The sequence below is a fragment of the Bacteroides cellulosilyticus genome, from assembly GCF_020091405.1.
Lineage (GTDB): Bacteria > Bacteroidota > Bacteroidia > Bacteroidales > Bacteroidaceae > Bacteroides.
In genome coordinates this window covers 2,843,056-2,858,724 of record NZ_CP081903.1, presented here as the reverse complement: position 1 = coordinate 2,858,724, position 15,669 = coordinate 2,843,056, and the positions used below count along the sequence as shown (strand labels likewise).

10 protein-coding genes are annotated in these 15,669 nt (G+C 45.3%); 4 read left to right on the top strand and 6 right to left on the bottom strand.

The genetic code is table 11. From position 1 onward, the window contains the following. Positions 1-79: 79 nt before the first annotated feature. The 4 genes from K6V21_RS10155 to pelA all read left to right on the top strand — a co-directional run bounded on the left by K6V21_RS10155 (position 80) and on the right by pelA (position 6,696). Positions 80-1,162 (top strand): efflux RND transporter periplasmic adaptor subunit, encoded by a 1,083-nt coding sequence (locus K6V21_RS10155; RefSeq protein WP_044269684.1) that lies wholly within the window; start codon positions 80-82, stop codon positions 1,160-1,162. Between the two features lie 12 nt (positions 1,163-1,174). After that, a complete protein-coding gene (locus K6V21_RS10150) occupies positions 1,175-4,207 on the top strand; it encodes an efflux RND transporter permease subunit (RefSeq protein WP_044269686.1) in 3,033 nt (1,010 codons plus the stop codon). Continuing rightward, complete coding sequence (locus K6V21_RS10145; protein ID WP_044269688.1) at positions 4,204-5,529, top strand: TolC family protein; 1,326 nt, start codon at positions 4,204-4,206, stop codon at positions 5,527-5,529. Before K6V21_RS10150 ends, K6V21_RS10145 begins: the two co-directional genes overlap by 4 nt. Before the next feature lie 72 nt (positions 5,530-5,601). Beyond that, positions 5,602-6,696, top strand: coding sequence for a pectate lyase (pelA, locus tag K6V21_RS10140; RefSeq protein WP_217714772.1), 1,095 nt, complete (start codon positions 5,602-5,604; stop codon positions 6,694-6,696). A gap of 38 nt (positions 6,697-6,734) precedes the next feature. On the opposite strand, the gene K6V21_RS10135 is transcribed toward pelA, so the two are convergent. The 6 genes from K6V21_RS10135 to K6V21_RS10110 all read right to left on the bottom strand — a co-directional run bounded on the left by K6V21_RS10135 (position 6,735) and on the right by K6V21_RS10110 (position 15,609). Continuing rightward, positions 6,735-7,895 carry an acyltransferase gene (locus tag K6V21_RS10135; protein ID WP_224321691.1) on the bottom strand — a complete coding sequence of 387 codons (1,161 nt, stop codon included), beginning with the start codon at positions 7,893-7,895 and terminating at the stop codon, positions 6,735-6,737. A 224-nt stretch (positions 7,896-8,119) separates the two neighbouring features. Beyond that, complete coding sequence (locus tag K6V21_RS10130) at positions 8,120-9,760, bottom strand: fumarate hydratase (RefSeq protein WP_224321690.1); 1,641 nt, start codon at positions 9,758-9,760, stop codon at positions 8,120-8,122. Between the two features lie 69 nt (positions 9,761-9,829). Continuing rightward, positions 9,830-11,827: a DUF4954 family protein gene (locus K6V21_RS10125; RefSeq protein ID WP_224321689.1), complete on the bottom strand. Its 1,998-nt coding sequence runs from the start codon at positions 11,825-11,827 to the stop codon at positions 9,830-9,832. A gap of 101 nt (positions 11,828-11,928) precedes the next feature. Beyond that, the gene (gene hflX / locus K6V21_RS10120) at positions 11,929-13,182 is read right to left on the bottom strand and encodes a GTPase HflX (protein WP_217714776.1); all 1,254 of its coding nucleotides are present in this window, start codon (positions 13,180-13,182) and stop codon (positions 11,929-11,931) included. Between the two features lie 40 nt (positions 13,183-13,222). Continuing rightward, positions 13,223-13,765 carry a hypothetical protein gene (locus K6V21_RS10115; RefSeq protein ID WP_224321688.1) on the bottom strand — a complete coding sequence of 181 codons (543 nt, stop codon included), beginning with the start codon at positions 13,763-13,765 and terminating at the stop codon, positions 13,223-13,225. Next, the gene (locus K6V21_RS10110) at positions 13,762-15,609 is read right to left on the bottom strand and encodes a thiol protease/hemagglutinin PrtT (protein WP_224321687.1); all 1,848 of its coding nucleotides are present in this window, start codon (positions 15,607-15,609) and stop codon (positions 13,762-13,764) included. The genes K6V21_RS10115 and K6V21_RS10110 overlap by 4 nt, the downstream gene beginning before the upstream one ends. Positions 15,610-15,669 lie beyond the last annotated feature (60 nt).

Genomic DNA, 15,669 nt, shown 5'->3' with positions numbered 1-15,669 from the left:
TAAACCTTTCTGTTCCTAATATGTCCAATTAGTGCTACATAATCTAACTTAATATCTGATATAATACTAATACTGATACATGAATAAAAAAGTTAAATGGGGCATTATCATTTTCATTGGTGCCGGACTGATAGGTTGGGGTATTTATTCCCAGCTTCCTAAAGAGAATAAAGAATTGGCAGCTGCCGACAAAGTTATGAGCAGTAACCGCAATGGCAAAAAAGCATTAAATGTAAACGCAAAGATCATAAAGCCACAGCTGCTCAAAGATGAAATCAAAATCAGCGGTAGCCTGTTACCTGATGAAGAAGTGGATCTTTCTTTCGAAACCTCAGGTAAAATCATAGAAATCAATTTTGAGGAAGGCAGCCAGGTTAAAAAAGGTCAACTGCTGGCTAAAGTGAACGACCGGCCTTTACAGGCACAGTTGCAGCGTCTTGTTGCCCAACTGAAACTGGCAGAAGACCGCGTATTTCGCCAGAATGCATTATTGGAGCGGGATGCAGTCAGTAAGGAAGCCTACGAGCAGGTAAAAACTGAACTGGCAACCCTGAATGCAGACATAGACCTGATAGAAGCTAACATTGCACAAACCGAGCTTCGTGCCCCGTTCGACGGTGTAATCGGTCTGCGTCAGGTCAGTGTCGGAACCTATGCTTCCCCCACTACTATCGTTGCCAAACTCACAAAAATATCTCCGCTGAAAGTAGAATTTTCCGTTCCCGAACGTTATGCCAATGACGTTAAAATCGGTGCAGGAGTAAACTTCGGACTTGAGGGTAAACTTGAAACCTTCCATGCCAAAGTGTACGCACGTGAATCGAGAATGGATCAAAACACCCATACATTGACATTGCGTGCCCTCTACCCCAATGCCAGCGGTAATGTAATGCCCGGACGCTATGCGGATATCCGTTTAAGTAAAAATGAAATCCATGATGCCCTTGCCGTTCCATCCGAAGCTATCGTTCCGGAAATGGGTAAGGACAAGATTTTCCTTTATAAATCGGGAAAAGCCCAGCCTGTAGAAATACAAACTGGCATACGTACAGAAGCTGAAACCCAAGTATTGCAGGGTTTGCAGACCGGAGATACAATTATAATTTCCGGAACATTGCAGCTCCGCACAGGACTACCCGTAACATTGGATAACATCTATTAAACCAGACGCCTTATGAACATATCCGAACTCAGCATACGGCGCCCGGTACTCTCCACAGTGCTTACCCTTATCATCCTGCTTTTTGGACTGATCGGGTACAGCTATCTCGGCGTCCGCGAATATCCGTCAGTGGACAATCCCATCATTTCGGTATCCTGCTCCTACCCGGGTGCAAATGCCGATGTTATCGAAAACCAGATTACCGAGCCATTGGAGCAAAACATCAATGGTATTCCGGGAATCCGTTCCTTGTCCAGCGTCAGCCAGCAAGGTTCATCCCGTATTACGGTAGAATTTGAACTCTCCGTAGACCTGGAAACGGCTGCAAACGACGTGCGTGATAAAGTTTCACGCGCCCAACGTTATTTGCCTCGCGACTGTGACCCTCCTACCGTATCAAAAGCAGATGCGGACGCCATGCCTATACTGATGGTAGCATTGCAAAGCGACAAACGTTCCTTGCTGGAATTGAGCGAGATTGCAGACCTCACCGTCAAAGAGCAATTGCAGACCATTGCAGACGTAAGTGGTGTCAGTATCTGGGGGGAAAAGCGTTATTCCATGCGCCTTTGGCTCGATCCTATCAAGATGTCGGGTTACGGCATTACCCCCATAGACGTAAAGAATGCGGTAGATAAAGAAAATGTGGAACTCCCGTCCGGAAGTATCGAAGGTAATACGGTGGAACTTACCATCCGTACATTGGGATTGATGCACACGGCAGAAGAATTCAATAATCTTATCCTGCGGGAAGACAACAACCGCATTGTCCGTTTCAGTGATATCGGACGGGCGGAACTGGGTCCTGCGGACATCAAGAGCTACATGAAAATGAATGGCGTACCAATGGTAGGTATTGTTGTGGTACCTCAACCGGGCGCCAACCACATCAAGATTGCCGATGCCGTTTACGAACGCATGGAACAGATGAAGAAAGACCTTCCGGATGATGTGCGATACTCTTATGGTTTCGACAATACCAAGTTTATCCGCGCCTCTATCAATGAGGTAAAGGAAACGGTATACGTGGCATTCATTCTCGTCATCATCATCATCTTCCTCTTCCTGCGCGACTGGCGTGTAACGCTGGTGCCCTGTATCGTGATCCCCGTTTCGCTTATCGGAGCATTCTTTGTGATGTATCTGGCAGGATTCTCTATCAATGTGCTTTCCATGCTGGCGGTAGTGCTGGCAGTAGGCCTGGTGGTGGATGACGCCATTGTAATGACGGAAAACATCTATGTCCGCATTGAACGCGGAATGCCGCCGAAAGAGGCCGGCATCGAGGGCGCCAAGGAAATTTTCTTTGCTGTAATCTCTACCACCATCACGCTGGTAGCCGTGTTCTTCCCTATCGTATTTATGGACGGAATGACGGGACGGCTTTTCCGCGAATTCAGCATCGTGGTATCCGGTTCGGTGATCATTTCCTCCTTTGCCGCATTGACCTTCACTCCGATGCTTGCCACCAAGTTGTTAGTGAAACAAGAAAAGAAAAACTGGTTCTATATAAAAACCGAACCATTCTTTGAAGGAATGAACCGCATCTACAGCCGGTCATTGGAAATTTTTCTCCGTAAACGCTGGCTGGCCATGCCACTTGTATTAGGAACATTAATCATTATCGTATATCTGTGGAATGCCATCCCTGCCGAAATGGCACCATTGGAAGATCGCTCGCAAATCAGTATCAACGTGCGTGGTGCGGAGGGTGTGACTTACGAATACATACGGGATTATACGGAAGACATCAACCAGTTGGTAGATTCCATTCTGCCGGATGCAGAATCGGTAACGGCACGCGTGTCAAGTGGTAGCGGTAACGTGCGTATCACATTGAAAGACATGAAAGAGCGTGACTACACACAGATGGAAGTAGCCGAAAAGATTTCGCAGGCTGTACAGAAAAAGACCAAGGCGCGTTCGTTCGTACAGCAATCGTCCTCTTTCGGTGGACGACGCGGTGGTATGCCGGTTCAATATGTATTGCAGGCTACCAACATTGAGAAATTACAAGAGGTGTTGCCGATATTTATGGCGAAGGTTTATGAAAATCCGGTTTTCCAGATGGCCGACGTGAACCTGAAATTCAGCAAGCCGGAAGCCCGCATCAATATCAATCGCGACAAGGCAAGTATCATGGGAGTAAGCACACGCAATATCGCGCAAACGCTTCAATACGGATTGAGCGGTCAGCGTATGGGTTATTTCTATATGAACGGAAAGCAATACGAAATATTGGGTGAAATCAACCGCCAGCAACGCAACAAGCCTTCCGACCTGAAAGGCATCTATATTCGTAGTGATAAAGGTGAAATGGTGCAGTTGGACAACCTGATTGAACTGACCGGCGGTATCGCCCCTCCGCAATTGTACCGTTACAACCGTTTCGTTTCCGCCACTATTTCTGCCGGACTTGCTGATGGGAAAACCATCGGACAAGGATTGGACGAGATGGATAAGATTGCCAAAGAAACATTGGATGAGACATTCCGTACCGCACTGACGGGAGACTCCAAAGAGTACAGGGAAAGTTCTTCCAGTCTGATGTTTGCCTTTGTATTGGCAATTCTGCTGATCTACCTGATTCTGGCAGCGCAGTTCGAGAGTTTCAAAGATCCGTTGATTATCATGCTTACCGTGCCTTTGGCTATTGCCGGAGCCTTGGTATTCATGTACTTCAACGATATTACGATGAATATATTCAGTCAGATTGGCATCATCATGCTGATTGGTCTGGTGGCAAAGAACGGTATCCTTATTGTAGAGTTTGCCAACCAGAAACAGGAAGCCGGAGAAGATAAAATGGAAGCCATCAAGGATGCATCCCTGCAACGTCTGCGCCCCATCCTAATGACGAGTGCTTCTACCATTCTCGGACTAATACCGTTGGCATTCGCTTCGGGTGAAGGTTGTAACCAGCGCATTGCCATGGGTACAGCCGTAGTGGGCGGTATGTTGGTATCCACATTCCTCACTATGTATATCGTACCTGCCATATATAGTTATGTATCCACTAACAGAAGTAAGTTAAAGAAATCATGAAACGTACGATTTTATCCCTCATAGCCATTTGTAGCACCTCGCTTGCATTGCAAGCGCAGATGCCGCAATCTTATACATTAAAGTCCTGCTTGGAATACGGGCTTCAAAATAACTACTCGCTGCGCATTACCCGCAACGAGGAACAAGTCAGCAAAAACAACGCCACGCTGGGAAACGCCGGTTATCTGCCGACACTTGACCTCTCTGCAAGTTATAAAGGAACCGTAGACAATACAGACAGTAAAGTGCGGGCTACCGGAGAACATGTCAAAGAGAATGGTGTATTCGATCAGACCATGAACGTGGGGCTTAATCTGAACTGGACTATCTTCGACGGCTTCAACATCACCGCCAACTACCAACGTCTGAAAGAGTTGGAAAGACAAGGTGAAACCAATACCCGTATCGCCGTAGAAGACCTGATAGCCAACATCGCTGCCGAATATTACAACTATCTGCAACATAAGATCCGTCTGAATAATTTCCGCTATGCCGTATCTTTGTCCAAAGAGCGTTTGCGTATCGTGGAAGAGCGTTATCACATCGGTAACTTCTCCCGTCTGGATTACCAACAGGCAAAGGTAGACTTCAATGCAGACAGTGCCCAGTATATGAAACAGCAAGAGTTGCTGCATACCTCCCGTATCCAACTGAACGAACTGATGGCGAACGAAGATGTAGACCAGCCCATCATCGTTCAGGACAGTCTGATCAACGTAGACGGTGGACTAAACTTTGAAGAGCTTTGGAACATGACTCTGCAAACCAACGCTTCTCTGTTGAAAGCCTATCAAAACAACACGCTTGCCCAGCTGGATTACAAAAAGGTTTGTTCCCGCGACTATCCTTATCTGAAGATGAACGGTGGTTATGGCTATACCTTCAACAAATACGATATCGCCACTAACATCCAACGCGGTAATCTTGGTGCCAACTTCGGCCTGACTATCGGCTTCAACCTATTCGATGGAAACCGTCGCCGGGAACGCAACAATGCACGTATTGCCATTCAGAATGCCCGCCTGGAACGCGAACAACTGGAACAAGCCTTACGTGCAGACCTGAGCAACTTATGGCAAGCTTACCAAAACAATCTGCAAATGCTGAACCTGGAACGCCAGAACCTTGTAGCTGCTAAAGAAAACCATGAAATTGCCATGGAGCGTTATATGCTGGGAAACCTTTCAGGTATCGAAATGCGTGAAGCACAGAAGAGCCTTTTAGATGCAGAAGAAAGAATTCTTTCAGCAGAGTACAACACTAAATTATGCGAAATTTCTTTGTTGCAAATCAGTGGAAAAGTAACAAAATACCTGGAATAAAACAAATATTCCCCATCAGGCGAGTTTTTTTCCTCTACTTTTGCCATCATAGAACTATAAAAAACAACGACCATGAAAAAGATTTGCCTGTGTTGTCTGGCCTTGTTATGCCTGACAAATGTATTTGCACAAGAGAACGTAAACTACAAAGAGAAGAAGCCCTATAAAACCTGGGTGAAAATGGCTCCTAAATTGGACGATGAATTCTTTAAAACAACTGAGGCCATCCGCATTGGCGACAATGTATTGCTTTATCAACAAACCACCGGCGGTTGGCCCAAAAACATCTATATGCCTGCCGAACTGACAGAGCAAGAACGTGAAGACGTACTCGCCTCCAAGGATGATGTAAACGAAAGTACGATAGACAACGATGCAACCAGTACGGAAATCGAATACCTCTCCCGCCTGTATCTGGCCACTAATACCGAAAAGTACAAAAATGCCGCTCTGGATGGTATCCGGTATATTCTCAAAGCCCAATATCCCAACGGTGGCTGGCCGCAGTTCTGGCCCCGTCCCAAGGGTTATTATACTCATATCACTTACAACGACAATGCAATGGTAAACGTTATGGAGTTGCTGCGTCAGGTATACGAGAAGAAAGCTCCCTACATATATGTTCCCGACAGCATTTGCGACCGTGCCCGCACCGCCTTCGATAAGGGTGTGGAATGTATCCTCAAAACGCAGGTTATCCTGAACGGCAAGCCTACCGTGTGGTGTGCGCAGCATGATGAACATACCCTTGCCCCAGCCAAAGCACGTGCCTACGAACTTCCCTCACTGAGTGGCGCCGAATCGGACAACATCGTCATCCTGCTAATGTCTCTGCCTAATCCTTCAAAAGAGGTCATCGCATGTATAGAGAACGCAATCGAATGGTTCAAAGCATCAAAGATTGAAGGGATGAAAAAAGAGTTCTTCACGAATGATGAAGGCAAGAAGGACTTCCGTATGGTTCCGTGTACGGATTGCCCTCCCCTGTGGGCACGCTTCTATACTTTAGAAGACAATCGTCCGTTCGTTAGCGATCGTGATGGGGTGAAGAAGTTCGATATTTCCGAAATCGGATATGAGCGCCGCAACGGATACAGTTGGTATAATAGTGACGGGCTGAAAGTGCTGAAGAAGTACGAGCAGTGGAAAAAGAAACACAATAAATAATAGCTTCGGGGCAGCATACACTGCCCCTATTTTTTATCCTATCCCAATACCCATTTCGTCTTCTTTCCGAAGCAACGGTACGCCATTGCCACCAGAAGCCAGGAAACGCCAAATGCCAACACTGCGGCGACAGGTATCTGCAAACACAACGGAACACCTGCCGCCCGCATCAGTACCACTGCGGGCCCTGTGAAGAAGTAGTGTATCATATAGATTCCAAAACCGCAAAGCGTCAGGTTGGACAATGCTTTTATCACCCGCTCCGAACGAATGTTCACTCTCTTTGCCCACATAAATACAGGAATAGTCATCATCACCACGTTCAGCGAACAGTAGGTGAAGAACAATTCCAGCATTTCATCCGTAAAGTCCGGCAATGCCGTCATGTGGCGGAAACCGAAGAAAGTAACCGTATAGCCCACCACAAACATAGGAACGCCTATCAGTGCGGATTGCCGTACAGTCCAGTCATGGTTGCGCAGATAATGTCCCAGAAGCAGGTATCCATTAAAACCGGCAAAATAATAAAGCATGCCGAATGAGTTCCACGAACAAGTTCCCCATAAGTATTGCGCTACAAACTCATTATAATAAGGTATAAGCAATGTCACTCCCCATACAGCCAAGAACCAGAGTTTGGCTTTCTCCGAAGCTTTCTCTACCCAAGCGGAGAATATCGGCAAGTACAGATAGAGGCCTATCAGCAAATAAATGTACCACATGTGTACATCGAGGATAGAAAAATTAAAAGGAAGTTCTGCAATATATCCCATGCTGACAGCTAAAGACTGGCGCATCACTTCTTCGCCCGAGTACGGGAAGAAGTCAAGAATCACCCGCGGTTCCACTCCCAGCAATCCTGTAATCCAAGGGAAAAGATTATAAATCACCGACCAGATAAGAAACGGAAAAAACACACGTGGAATACGTTTCTTATAGAATACGGATGCATCGCCACGCACAGGGAGCAATAAAGCTCCCGTTATCATCACAAAAAGAGGCACGCACGGACGTAGTACCGCTCCATAGACGGCACCCCAGAATTTGATATCTTCAATATTCGGAGCCGTTCCCGGATAAAAGTTGAAAGGGTCTGTGCAGTGGCAACAAACCACGGTAAACATGGCTATCAGTCGCACAACATCCAGCCAGACGACACGGGAGCTCGCCTTCAGAGAAATGTGAGGAGTAGTTTCCATAACTGTCAATAAGATTAATCTGATTTTAAAGGCGTAAAGATAGGAATTAGTATCGGCATACAAGGATATCTTATTATTTTTCTGATATATAGATTCCACAATAGAATACTTAGGAACAAATAAGAAAGATGGGAAGGAGGTCGTATGAAAACCAAGAAAGCTATCCCAAGGAGTTAATCAACTTCTTCGGGACAGCTTTCACTTAATCTATAGAAAGATTCCTCTTATTTACTACAATTCCAAGGTTTCAGTTGTTTAAAGAAATCGTTGCCTTTGTCATCTACCAGAATGAATGCAGGGAAGTCTTCCACTTCAATCTTCCAGATAGCTTCCATACCGAGTTCGGGGTATTCTACACATTCGATACTCTTGATGTTGTTCTGTGCCAGGATAGCGGCAGGACCACCGATAGAACCGAGATAGAAACCACCGTACTTCTTGCAAGCATCCGTCACCTGCTGGCTACGGTTACCCTTAGCAAGCATAACCATGCTGCCACCATGACTTTGGAACAACTCTACATACGAGTCCATACGTCCCGCAGTAGTGGGGCCCATAGAGCCACAAGCCATACCAACCGGAGTCTTGGCAGGGCCGGCATAGTAAATCGGATGATCCTTGATATACTGTGGCAAATCTTCACCACGGTCCAGACGTTCTTTCAGCTTAGCATGTGCAATGTCACGGCCTACGATAATCGTACCATTCAATGACAGACGTGTAGCCACCGGATATTTAGTCAGTTCCTTCAGGATATCTGCCATCGGCTGGTTCAGGTTTATCTTAACCACGGCACCTTCGCCTGCATGACGCATTTCTTCCGGGATGAGTTCGCCCGGATTACTGTCCAGTTTTTCAATCCAGATACCTTCTTTGTTGATCTTACACTTGATGTTACGGTCGGCAGAGCAAGAAACGCCCAGACCTACCGGACAAGATGCACCATGACGAGGCAGGCGGATGATACGGATATCATGAGCCAGATATTTACCGCCGAACTGTGCACCGAGGCCAATCCTATGAGCTTCTTCCAACACTTCTTTCTCAAGTTCTACATCACGGAAGGCACGTCCGTATTCGTTACCCGTAGTGGGCAACTCATCATAATAATGAGTAGAAGCCAGCTTCACCGTCAGCAGGTTCTTCTCAGCAGAAGTACCGCCAATAACGAAAGCGATGTGGTAAGGAGGACAAGCAGCTGTACCCAGCGTCTTCATTTTCTCAACGAGGAAAGGAACCAGAGTGCCGGGATTCAGGATTGCTTTTGTTTCCTGATACAGGTAGGTCTTATTGGCCGAACCACCGCCTTTGGTCACGCAAAGGAACTTATATTCCATACCCTCGGTAGCTTCGATATCTATTTGTGCAGGCAGGTTACACTTCGTGTTTACCTCGTCGTACATATTCAACGGAGCATTCTGAGAGTAACGCAGGTTTTCTTCAGTATATGTTTTGTAGACACCCAGCGAAAGAGCTTCTTCATCACAATAACCAGTCCATACCTGCTGTCCCTTTTCACCATGAACGATAGCCGTACCGGTATCCTGACAGAAAGGAAGCACGCCTTTTGAAGCAACTTCTGCATTGCGCAGGAAGGTCAGTGCTACATATTTATCATTATCACTTGCTTCGGGGTCGCGCAAAATCTTAGCAACTTGCTCATTGTGCGAACGGCGCAACATAAATGACACATCGCGGAAAGCTGTGTTAGCCATTGCCGTAAGACCTTCTTTTTCAATCTTCAGAATGGGCTTTCCTTCAAACTCGCTTACAGATACATAATCTTTTGTAAGCAGATAATACTCAGTCTTATCTTCCCCATGCTCAAACATAGGTTGATACTTGAACGGAGGTGTTGTTGCCATAATTACTCGTAAATTAAATTAATGAATCGTGTAGCAAAGGTAAGAACTATTATTGAAATATTTCTTTAATTAGAGTGAAAATGATGACACTCTCTGCATACGGCCTATCAATTCGTCACCCAACGCTGTCTTATCTTCAATATGTTTCAGCACAGCGGTGACAAACGGATTACTTTCAAAGTCGCCGCGTACCTGCTCAAAGTCCATTTCTTTCTCTGCGCGCGAACCGTCGGCACCGAAGCCCGTCATGGAGGCAAGTGAGAATTCTTTCTTGGCATCATCATACACCATACGGTCCAACCCGACTACCGCTTCTTTCCACTTCTCTACAATGCGGATGATGTCTGTAGCCGTTATATTGTCCGGTTTGATTCCGTAGTATTCCTCCAACTTTTCATAAGCCCAGGTCCACTCATAAGTGTAGTAGTTCTGATGCATCTTCTCAAATTCAGCATTGATGTACTTCAGACGGTCTACTTTGCCACACTCGATATCATTGATCAGGGCATCTATCTCGCTCTTCGGAGCTATCAGGCCGGAAATGTCCACCCACTCACCGCTACCCACTGTGGTGTCGGGCTTCAGGCGGGTACGTATTTCTTCATTACTTTTGAATTCAATACCTTCCAGACGTTTGATGACAGAGTTTCCAAGGAATTTATGGATGGCGATCTCATAGAACTTGATACCTTTCACCAATGCCGAGTTACGGATCTTCGCACTATGGAAAGAATAGATATCGGAAAGTTCGCCCGAAGCATGGCGCAGGTTCTGCAAAGTTTCCCGTCCCTTGAACATCTTCTGCACGGTATAGGGACTGAGTAAGTTGTAATTGATGAAATCCAGTTTGTTGGAATCCGTACGTCCATCACGCTTCGGCCACTTCTGTGCATCACGGATGGTTCCTACACTTCGCAGGTTGACACCCGGTACAAGATAAGTAGTATTGTTCTGCTCTATCAGATAGGAGAAAGGCAAGTTAGAAGTATCGGAATGATTCACATGGCGGCCCATTACCAATGAAAAAGCGCCTACACGGGCGGGCCAAAGAATATAGGAATCGGAAGTAGTTTTAGCACCACGTTCCAATGTTCCCTGATGGATAGGGCCTAACTTATACATGTGATTACTCTGGTTGGAACCCGAACCGGCATTCATGAATGAAAACATACCGGCAATCAGTAAAGTGGACTTATGATGCGTCACCGTGAACGGTCCGGCAAAGATAGCGCATGCCTCGCCATTCTCTCCCTGGCAATTACTGAAGAAAAGCGATTCGGACGCTGAATAATTATGTCCCAAACGACAGGCCTGACCTATAAAGCAACGGCTCAGCATAGCTCCATCGTCTATATGTGAACCGGAGGAGATGATAAAATCATCACAAATAACTCCATGGCCGAGATGTACCGGTGCTTCCGCATTACTATTAATGCTACCATTATAAAGACGACAAGTTCCGCAGATGTGACAATAATCTCCGATACGTACATTCTTGATAGATCCTGTATTGAGTATCATCACATGATTGCCGATAGTACCTACCGAGGAGGCATGCTTATTGGAATAGAAGTCTGTTATAGACTTCATCCGGCAAATCAACTCCGGACGGTGGCGGTAAAGCGCCAGGATATAAGCCTGATGCGCGGAAAGTTTATCATTGATAAGTACTTCACGCCCACCGGTTTCATTCAGTACGGATACTTCTACCCCATTACCGAATTTACTCAATCCGTCCACCAGGATGATGTCTACATTCTCAATGAATGTGTCATGCCCGATCTCATAATTAGCAATGTAGTTCTGGATGTTCTCAATGCAACAGTTATTCCCCACCGTGACATTGTGGAGCGTTACATGACGCAAACCGGAATGTTTTTTAATTCCACCCGGCAATGTGAACTCTGATTGAAACACGCCTAAACGCACATCTCCCGAGAACCGGGTGTGATGTACAAACTCGGTAACAAAGTCTTCTGCTACCATTACTTTCCCCCAATCATCCGCCAGACACGACTGGCTTTTCAACCGGAGTACTTCGTCTTCGGTTAAATGTCTGTAATTCATAACAATTAAATTAAGAATGATGAATGAAGAATGAAGAATTACCATGCAGCACAATAGTGTGCAGCCTGATTCTTCATTCATCATTCTTCATTCATCATTGATTACTCTTCTTCGTAGGTCTGATAAAGAAAATCGTTATAAGGGTATTTCTGTACATGCAGTTCTTTCACGCGTGCATAAACCACACTCTTCAGTTCCTCCAAATTGATCTTCTCACGGGCAGAGATAAAGAGGCAATTATCCTCCATCTTTGCCATCCAAGTCTTCATCAGTTCCTCGAGTGTTAAGTTTTCCTTTGTTCTGGGGGTAAGGTCGTCAGCCGCTTTCTCCACATAGGTGTAAGCGTCTATTTTATTGAATACAAGTATGATTGGCTTACCGGATGCACCGATATCCGCCAATGTTTTATTGACTACTTCTATCTGTTCTTCAAAATCCGGATGTGAAATATCCACAATGTGCAACAGCAGATCCGCCTCGCGCACTTCGTCCAGTGTCGACTTGAAAGAGTCCACCAGGTCAGTAGGCAACTTACGGATGAAACCAACCGTATCTGAAAGCAGGAACGGCAGATTGTCAATAATCACCTTGCGCACTGTAGTATCCAATGTTGCAAACAGTTTATTTTCTGCAAATACTTCGCTCTTGGCAAGCAGGTTCATCAATGTGGATTTGCCCACATTGGTATATCCCACTAATGCCGCACGTATCATACGTCCACGGTTCTTTCGCTGGGTTGACTTCTGCTTATCGATCTCTGCCAGACGTTCTTTCAGTAATGACATACGGTTCAGGATGATACGACGGTCCATTTCCAACTGCGTTTCACCCGGACCACGAAGTCCCACTGAACCTTTACCGCCACCGGCACCGGAACCGCCACCCTGGCGTTCCAAGTGGGTCCACAAACGTTGCAGACGGGGAAGCATGTATTTATACTGTGCCAGTTCCACCTGCGTCTTTGCATTGGCTGTCTGTGCACGCATGGCAAAAATATCAAGAATAAGCGAGGTGCGATCCAATATCTTGATCTTCAACTCAGCTTCAATGTTACGTATCTGTTTCGCGGAGAGTTCATCGTCGAAAATCACCATACCGATTTCCCGTTCGGCTTCCTCTTCGTTCCGGATATATTCTTTAATTTCTTCCAGTTTACCTTTGCCGACGTAGGTCACAGAATGTGCCTGATCCAGCTTCTGGGTAAATCGTTTCACTACTTCCGCCCCGGCTGTCTCAGCCAAGAATTCCAGTTCATCGAGATATTCGTTTGTCTTACGCTCATCCTGTGTTTTTGTGATGAGACCAACCAATACCGCCGTTTCTGCCTGTACTTCGGAGATTACAAATTCTTTCATTTACTATACCTATTTATTATATATTGGGCGACAAATATAATTATTTTTGCAGAAATCCTTCTGCTATTTTCTCATTTAATTCTATAACAATATCTTTATAATCAGCACGGCGACCGCATGCACGAATTTCCAGTAAAGGATACTTATCAAGAATATGTGACATCAGATCGGCCATGGAAGGTGCTGTGGGCAACTGGCTATACTCTTCATACGTATAGGTAAGAAAAGCCACATTAGGACCTATTCCCTTATTATCCAGCAAGTATCCCTTATTCAAAAGAGTAGGCAGACGTAACCCATCCCCCATTTTCAAATCCCCGGGCGCAGGATAGGACAAAATGCGGGTACGAGCCTCATCCATCATCACCGGTACCTGGTGTGAATAATCAGCCTTGGTTTTATAAATATAAACCACCGGAGAGGTGGAGGCCGGATTACCACCTGTCAGCTGTGGAGTAATTGCTCCAGAATTCATTTCTATCTTTTGCATATCAGATGTGACCATTGTTTCTTTTTTCGCAGAACGACAACCCGCCAATAGTACAAGTAAGGTTGCGATTACAATATTAATCCTCTTTTTCATTTTAAAAATTTACATTGATGGATTCCCTTGTCCGTTACAGCCTGCAAAAGATACACTCCCGTAGGATATTCCCGGCAAGAAAAAGTTATAGTTTCTTTTCCTTCAGACAATATTTGTTTCAACAGACGCCCATTTACATCATATAGATTCACCCTGTGGGAATTCTCCGGCAAATGAACAACCACGGTTTCCTGTTGCTTATCACAGAAAGCAGTAAATCGTATTTCTTGCCTCGTCTCTATAATTGAAGTAGGATCAGCCTTAACAATAATCTCATTCGTGGTATCAGGACCACCATGAACCACTTTCCATTCGCCATCATTTGTTCCTTTGTAGACTGCAACAATACGATCACCGGGTTGTGGAGTCGATGAGATTCTACAGGAAGGAGCAAAGGACACTGTATAATATGTCTGCATACTTGGAATATCCGAAATTCTTGATATAAATTCTCTTATATTCAGATTCTTATCAACCATAGCCAAAGCTACTTTTCCCGAGAACGAGTCTAATCCCAAATTCCAGAGGAAGCCGCACTTCACAATAAAGGAAGAGTTTACATTAAATTGAGTTTCAGAGGTTTCCAAGCCGGAATAATAAGTTCCATCTTGAGATTTCCCAGCAAGCATGGCCAATAATGTTTGATAGCTTGAATTTCCTTCCGCCGGCTTTAGCCCGAACAAAGCGTCTTGATTCGCGACAAAGCCACCGCCAGTACTGCCACCTGCTCCCTGATTATTCGGATTCAAAGCTGAAATCAGGAAATAACCATTGCTATGGCCACTCCACCCCCAATTTACTCTAAAATAATCCTTCGTTGTATATCCATCCAATATGAATTGATGTCCTTCATTACTAAGAGTAGCTCCACCGTAAAGCACAGGGCCTACTGTCATTATTTCATTTTCCAGCATTTGTATCCACTCTGCATCCGAATACCATTCACGACGAAGACACAACATGCTTTTATTGTAATTCATATACTCTGCCAATCCATGAATAGCTGTCAATGTAGCGGCACCGGTTCCACCGGCAGAAGCGATATTAAACTGTGATTGAGCCATAACACCGCAGTCGTACATCAAAGTAGCAACTTCATTTTTAGAAATCTCGGATGAATTCCGATCATATTGAAGTGGCATATCGTTCCAAGCATAAGTATGTCCCAAAGTTCTCCCCGATACATTTTGGTGAATTTTGGCTCCACTAACTAGCGCATCATAACTATAAGCAGGAAGAGTACCCGTTCCTGCATTCGGCCATTGATGATATCGCATCAATATGGATATAGCAGTTGCCACACACCCTGTAACAGTCTGTGTGCCTTCAATTTTAGGACAAAGCGTATTATAAGGACTCTCTTGATCCCACTCCGCTGTTTTATATTGCTTTACCACATCTCCGGTTGTCATATCCGACACCCCTCTCCACGCTTCAGATACAACATCAGAAGTATTCAGTCCCGTCTCTCTTGCCTCATTGATCTGTTCTTTCAGTCCATTCATCCAACTTTTCAGATTCGAAGGCATCCCATCTTTCACAAAGCTGTTTGTGAAAGAATAGCCTAGTACAGGCATAACCACATCATCTCCGGCAATAATAACAAAACCTTTCCGGTCGGTACTATTAAAGACATAGAAAGCCGGAAGATTCCCTACACTACGGGTATTCGCATCTTCTCCATCCCAAACTAATTGTAACTGTGGTGACGCGGCAGTACTACGGGTTTGAACATTCGTTTTAAAGAAATCGGTAGCTAAAGCATGAGCTTGCTCTGCTGTTACATTATCAGCAAGAAGCCGATTTGCAAGAAGAATAAATAGAAAGAGTAGCGTACACCTCATATAGTTAGGGGTTAGTTGGTTTAGTAGCACCTCAACGAATGACACAAATCACTATCTTGT

Bases quoted from the DNA above. Each gene is read 5' to 3' on its own strand.
- K6V21_RS10155 (WP_044269684.1), top strand. From the start codon at position 80: ATGAATAAAAAAGTTAAATGGGGCATTATCATTTTCATTGGTGCCGGA.
- K6V21_RS10150 (WP_044269686.1), top strand. From the start codon at position 1,175: ATGAACATATCCGAACTCAGCATACGGCGCCCGGTACTCTCCACAGTG.
- K6V21_RS10145 (WP_044269688.1), top strand. From the start codon at position 4,204: ATGAAACGTACGATTTTATCCCTCATAGCCATTTGTAGCACCTCGCTT.
- pelA (WP_217714772.1), top strand. From the start codon at position 5,602: ATGAAAAAGATTTGCCTGTGTTGTCTGGCCTTGTTATGCCTGACAAAT.
- K6V21_RS10135 (WP_224321691.1), bottom strand. From the start codon at position 7,895: ATGGAAACTACTCCTCACATTTCTCTGAAGGCGAGCTCCCGTGTCGTC.
- K6V21_RS10130 (WP_224321690.1), bottom strand. From the start codon at position 9,760: ATGGCAACAACACCTCCGTTCAAGTATCAACCTATGTTTGAGCATGGG.
- K6V21_RS10125 (WP_224321689.1), bottom strand. From the start codon at position 11,827: ATGAATTACAGACATTTAACCGAAGACGAAGTACTCCGGTTGAAAAGC.
- hflX (WP_217714776.1), bottom strand. From the start codon at position 13,182: ATGAAAGAATTTGTAATCTCCGAAGTACAGGCAGAAACGGCGGTATTG.
- K6V21_RS10115 (WP_224321688.1), bottom strand. From the start codon at position 13,765: ATGAAAAAGAGGATTAATATTGTAATCGCAACCTTACTTGTACTATTG.
- K6V21_RS10110 (WP_224321687.1), bottom strand. From the start codon at position 15,609: ATGAGGTGTACGCTACTCTTTCTATTTATTCTTCTTGCAAATCGGCTT.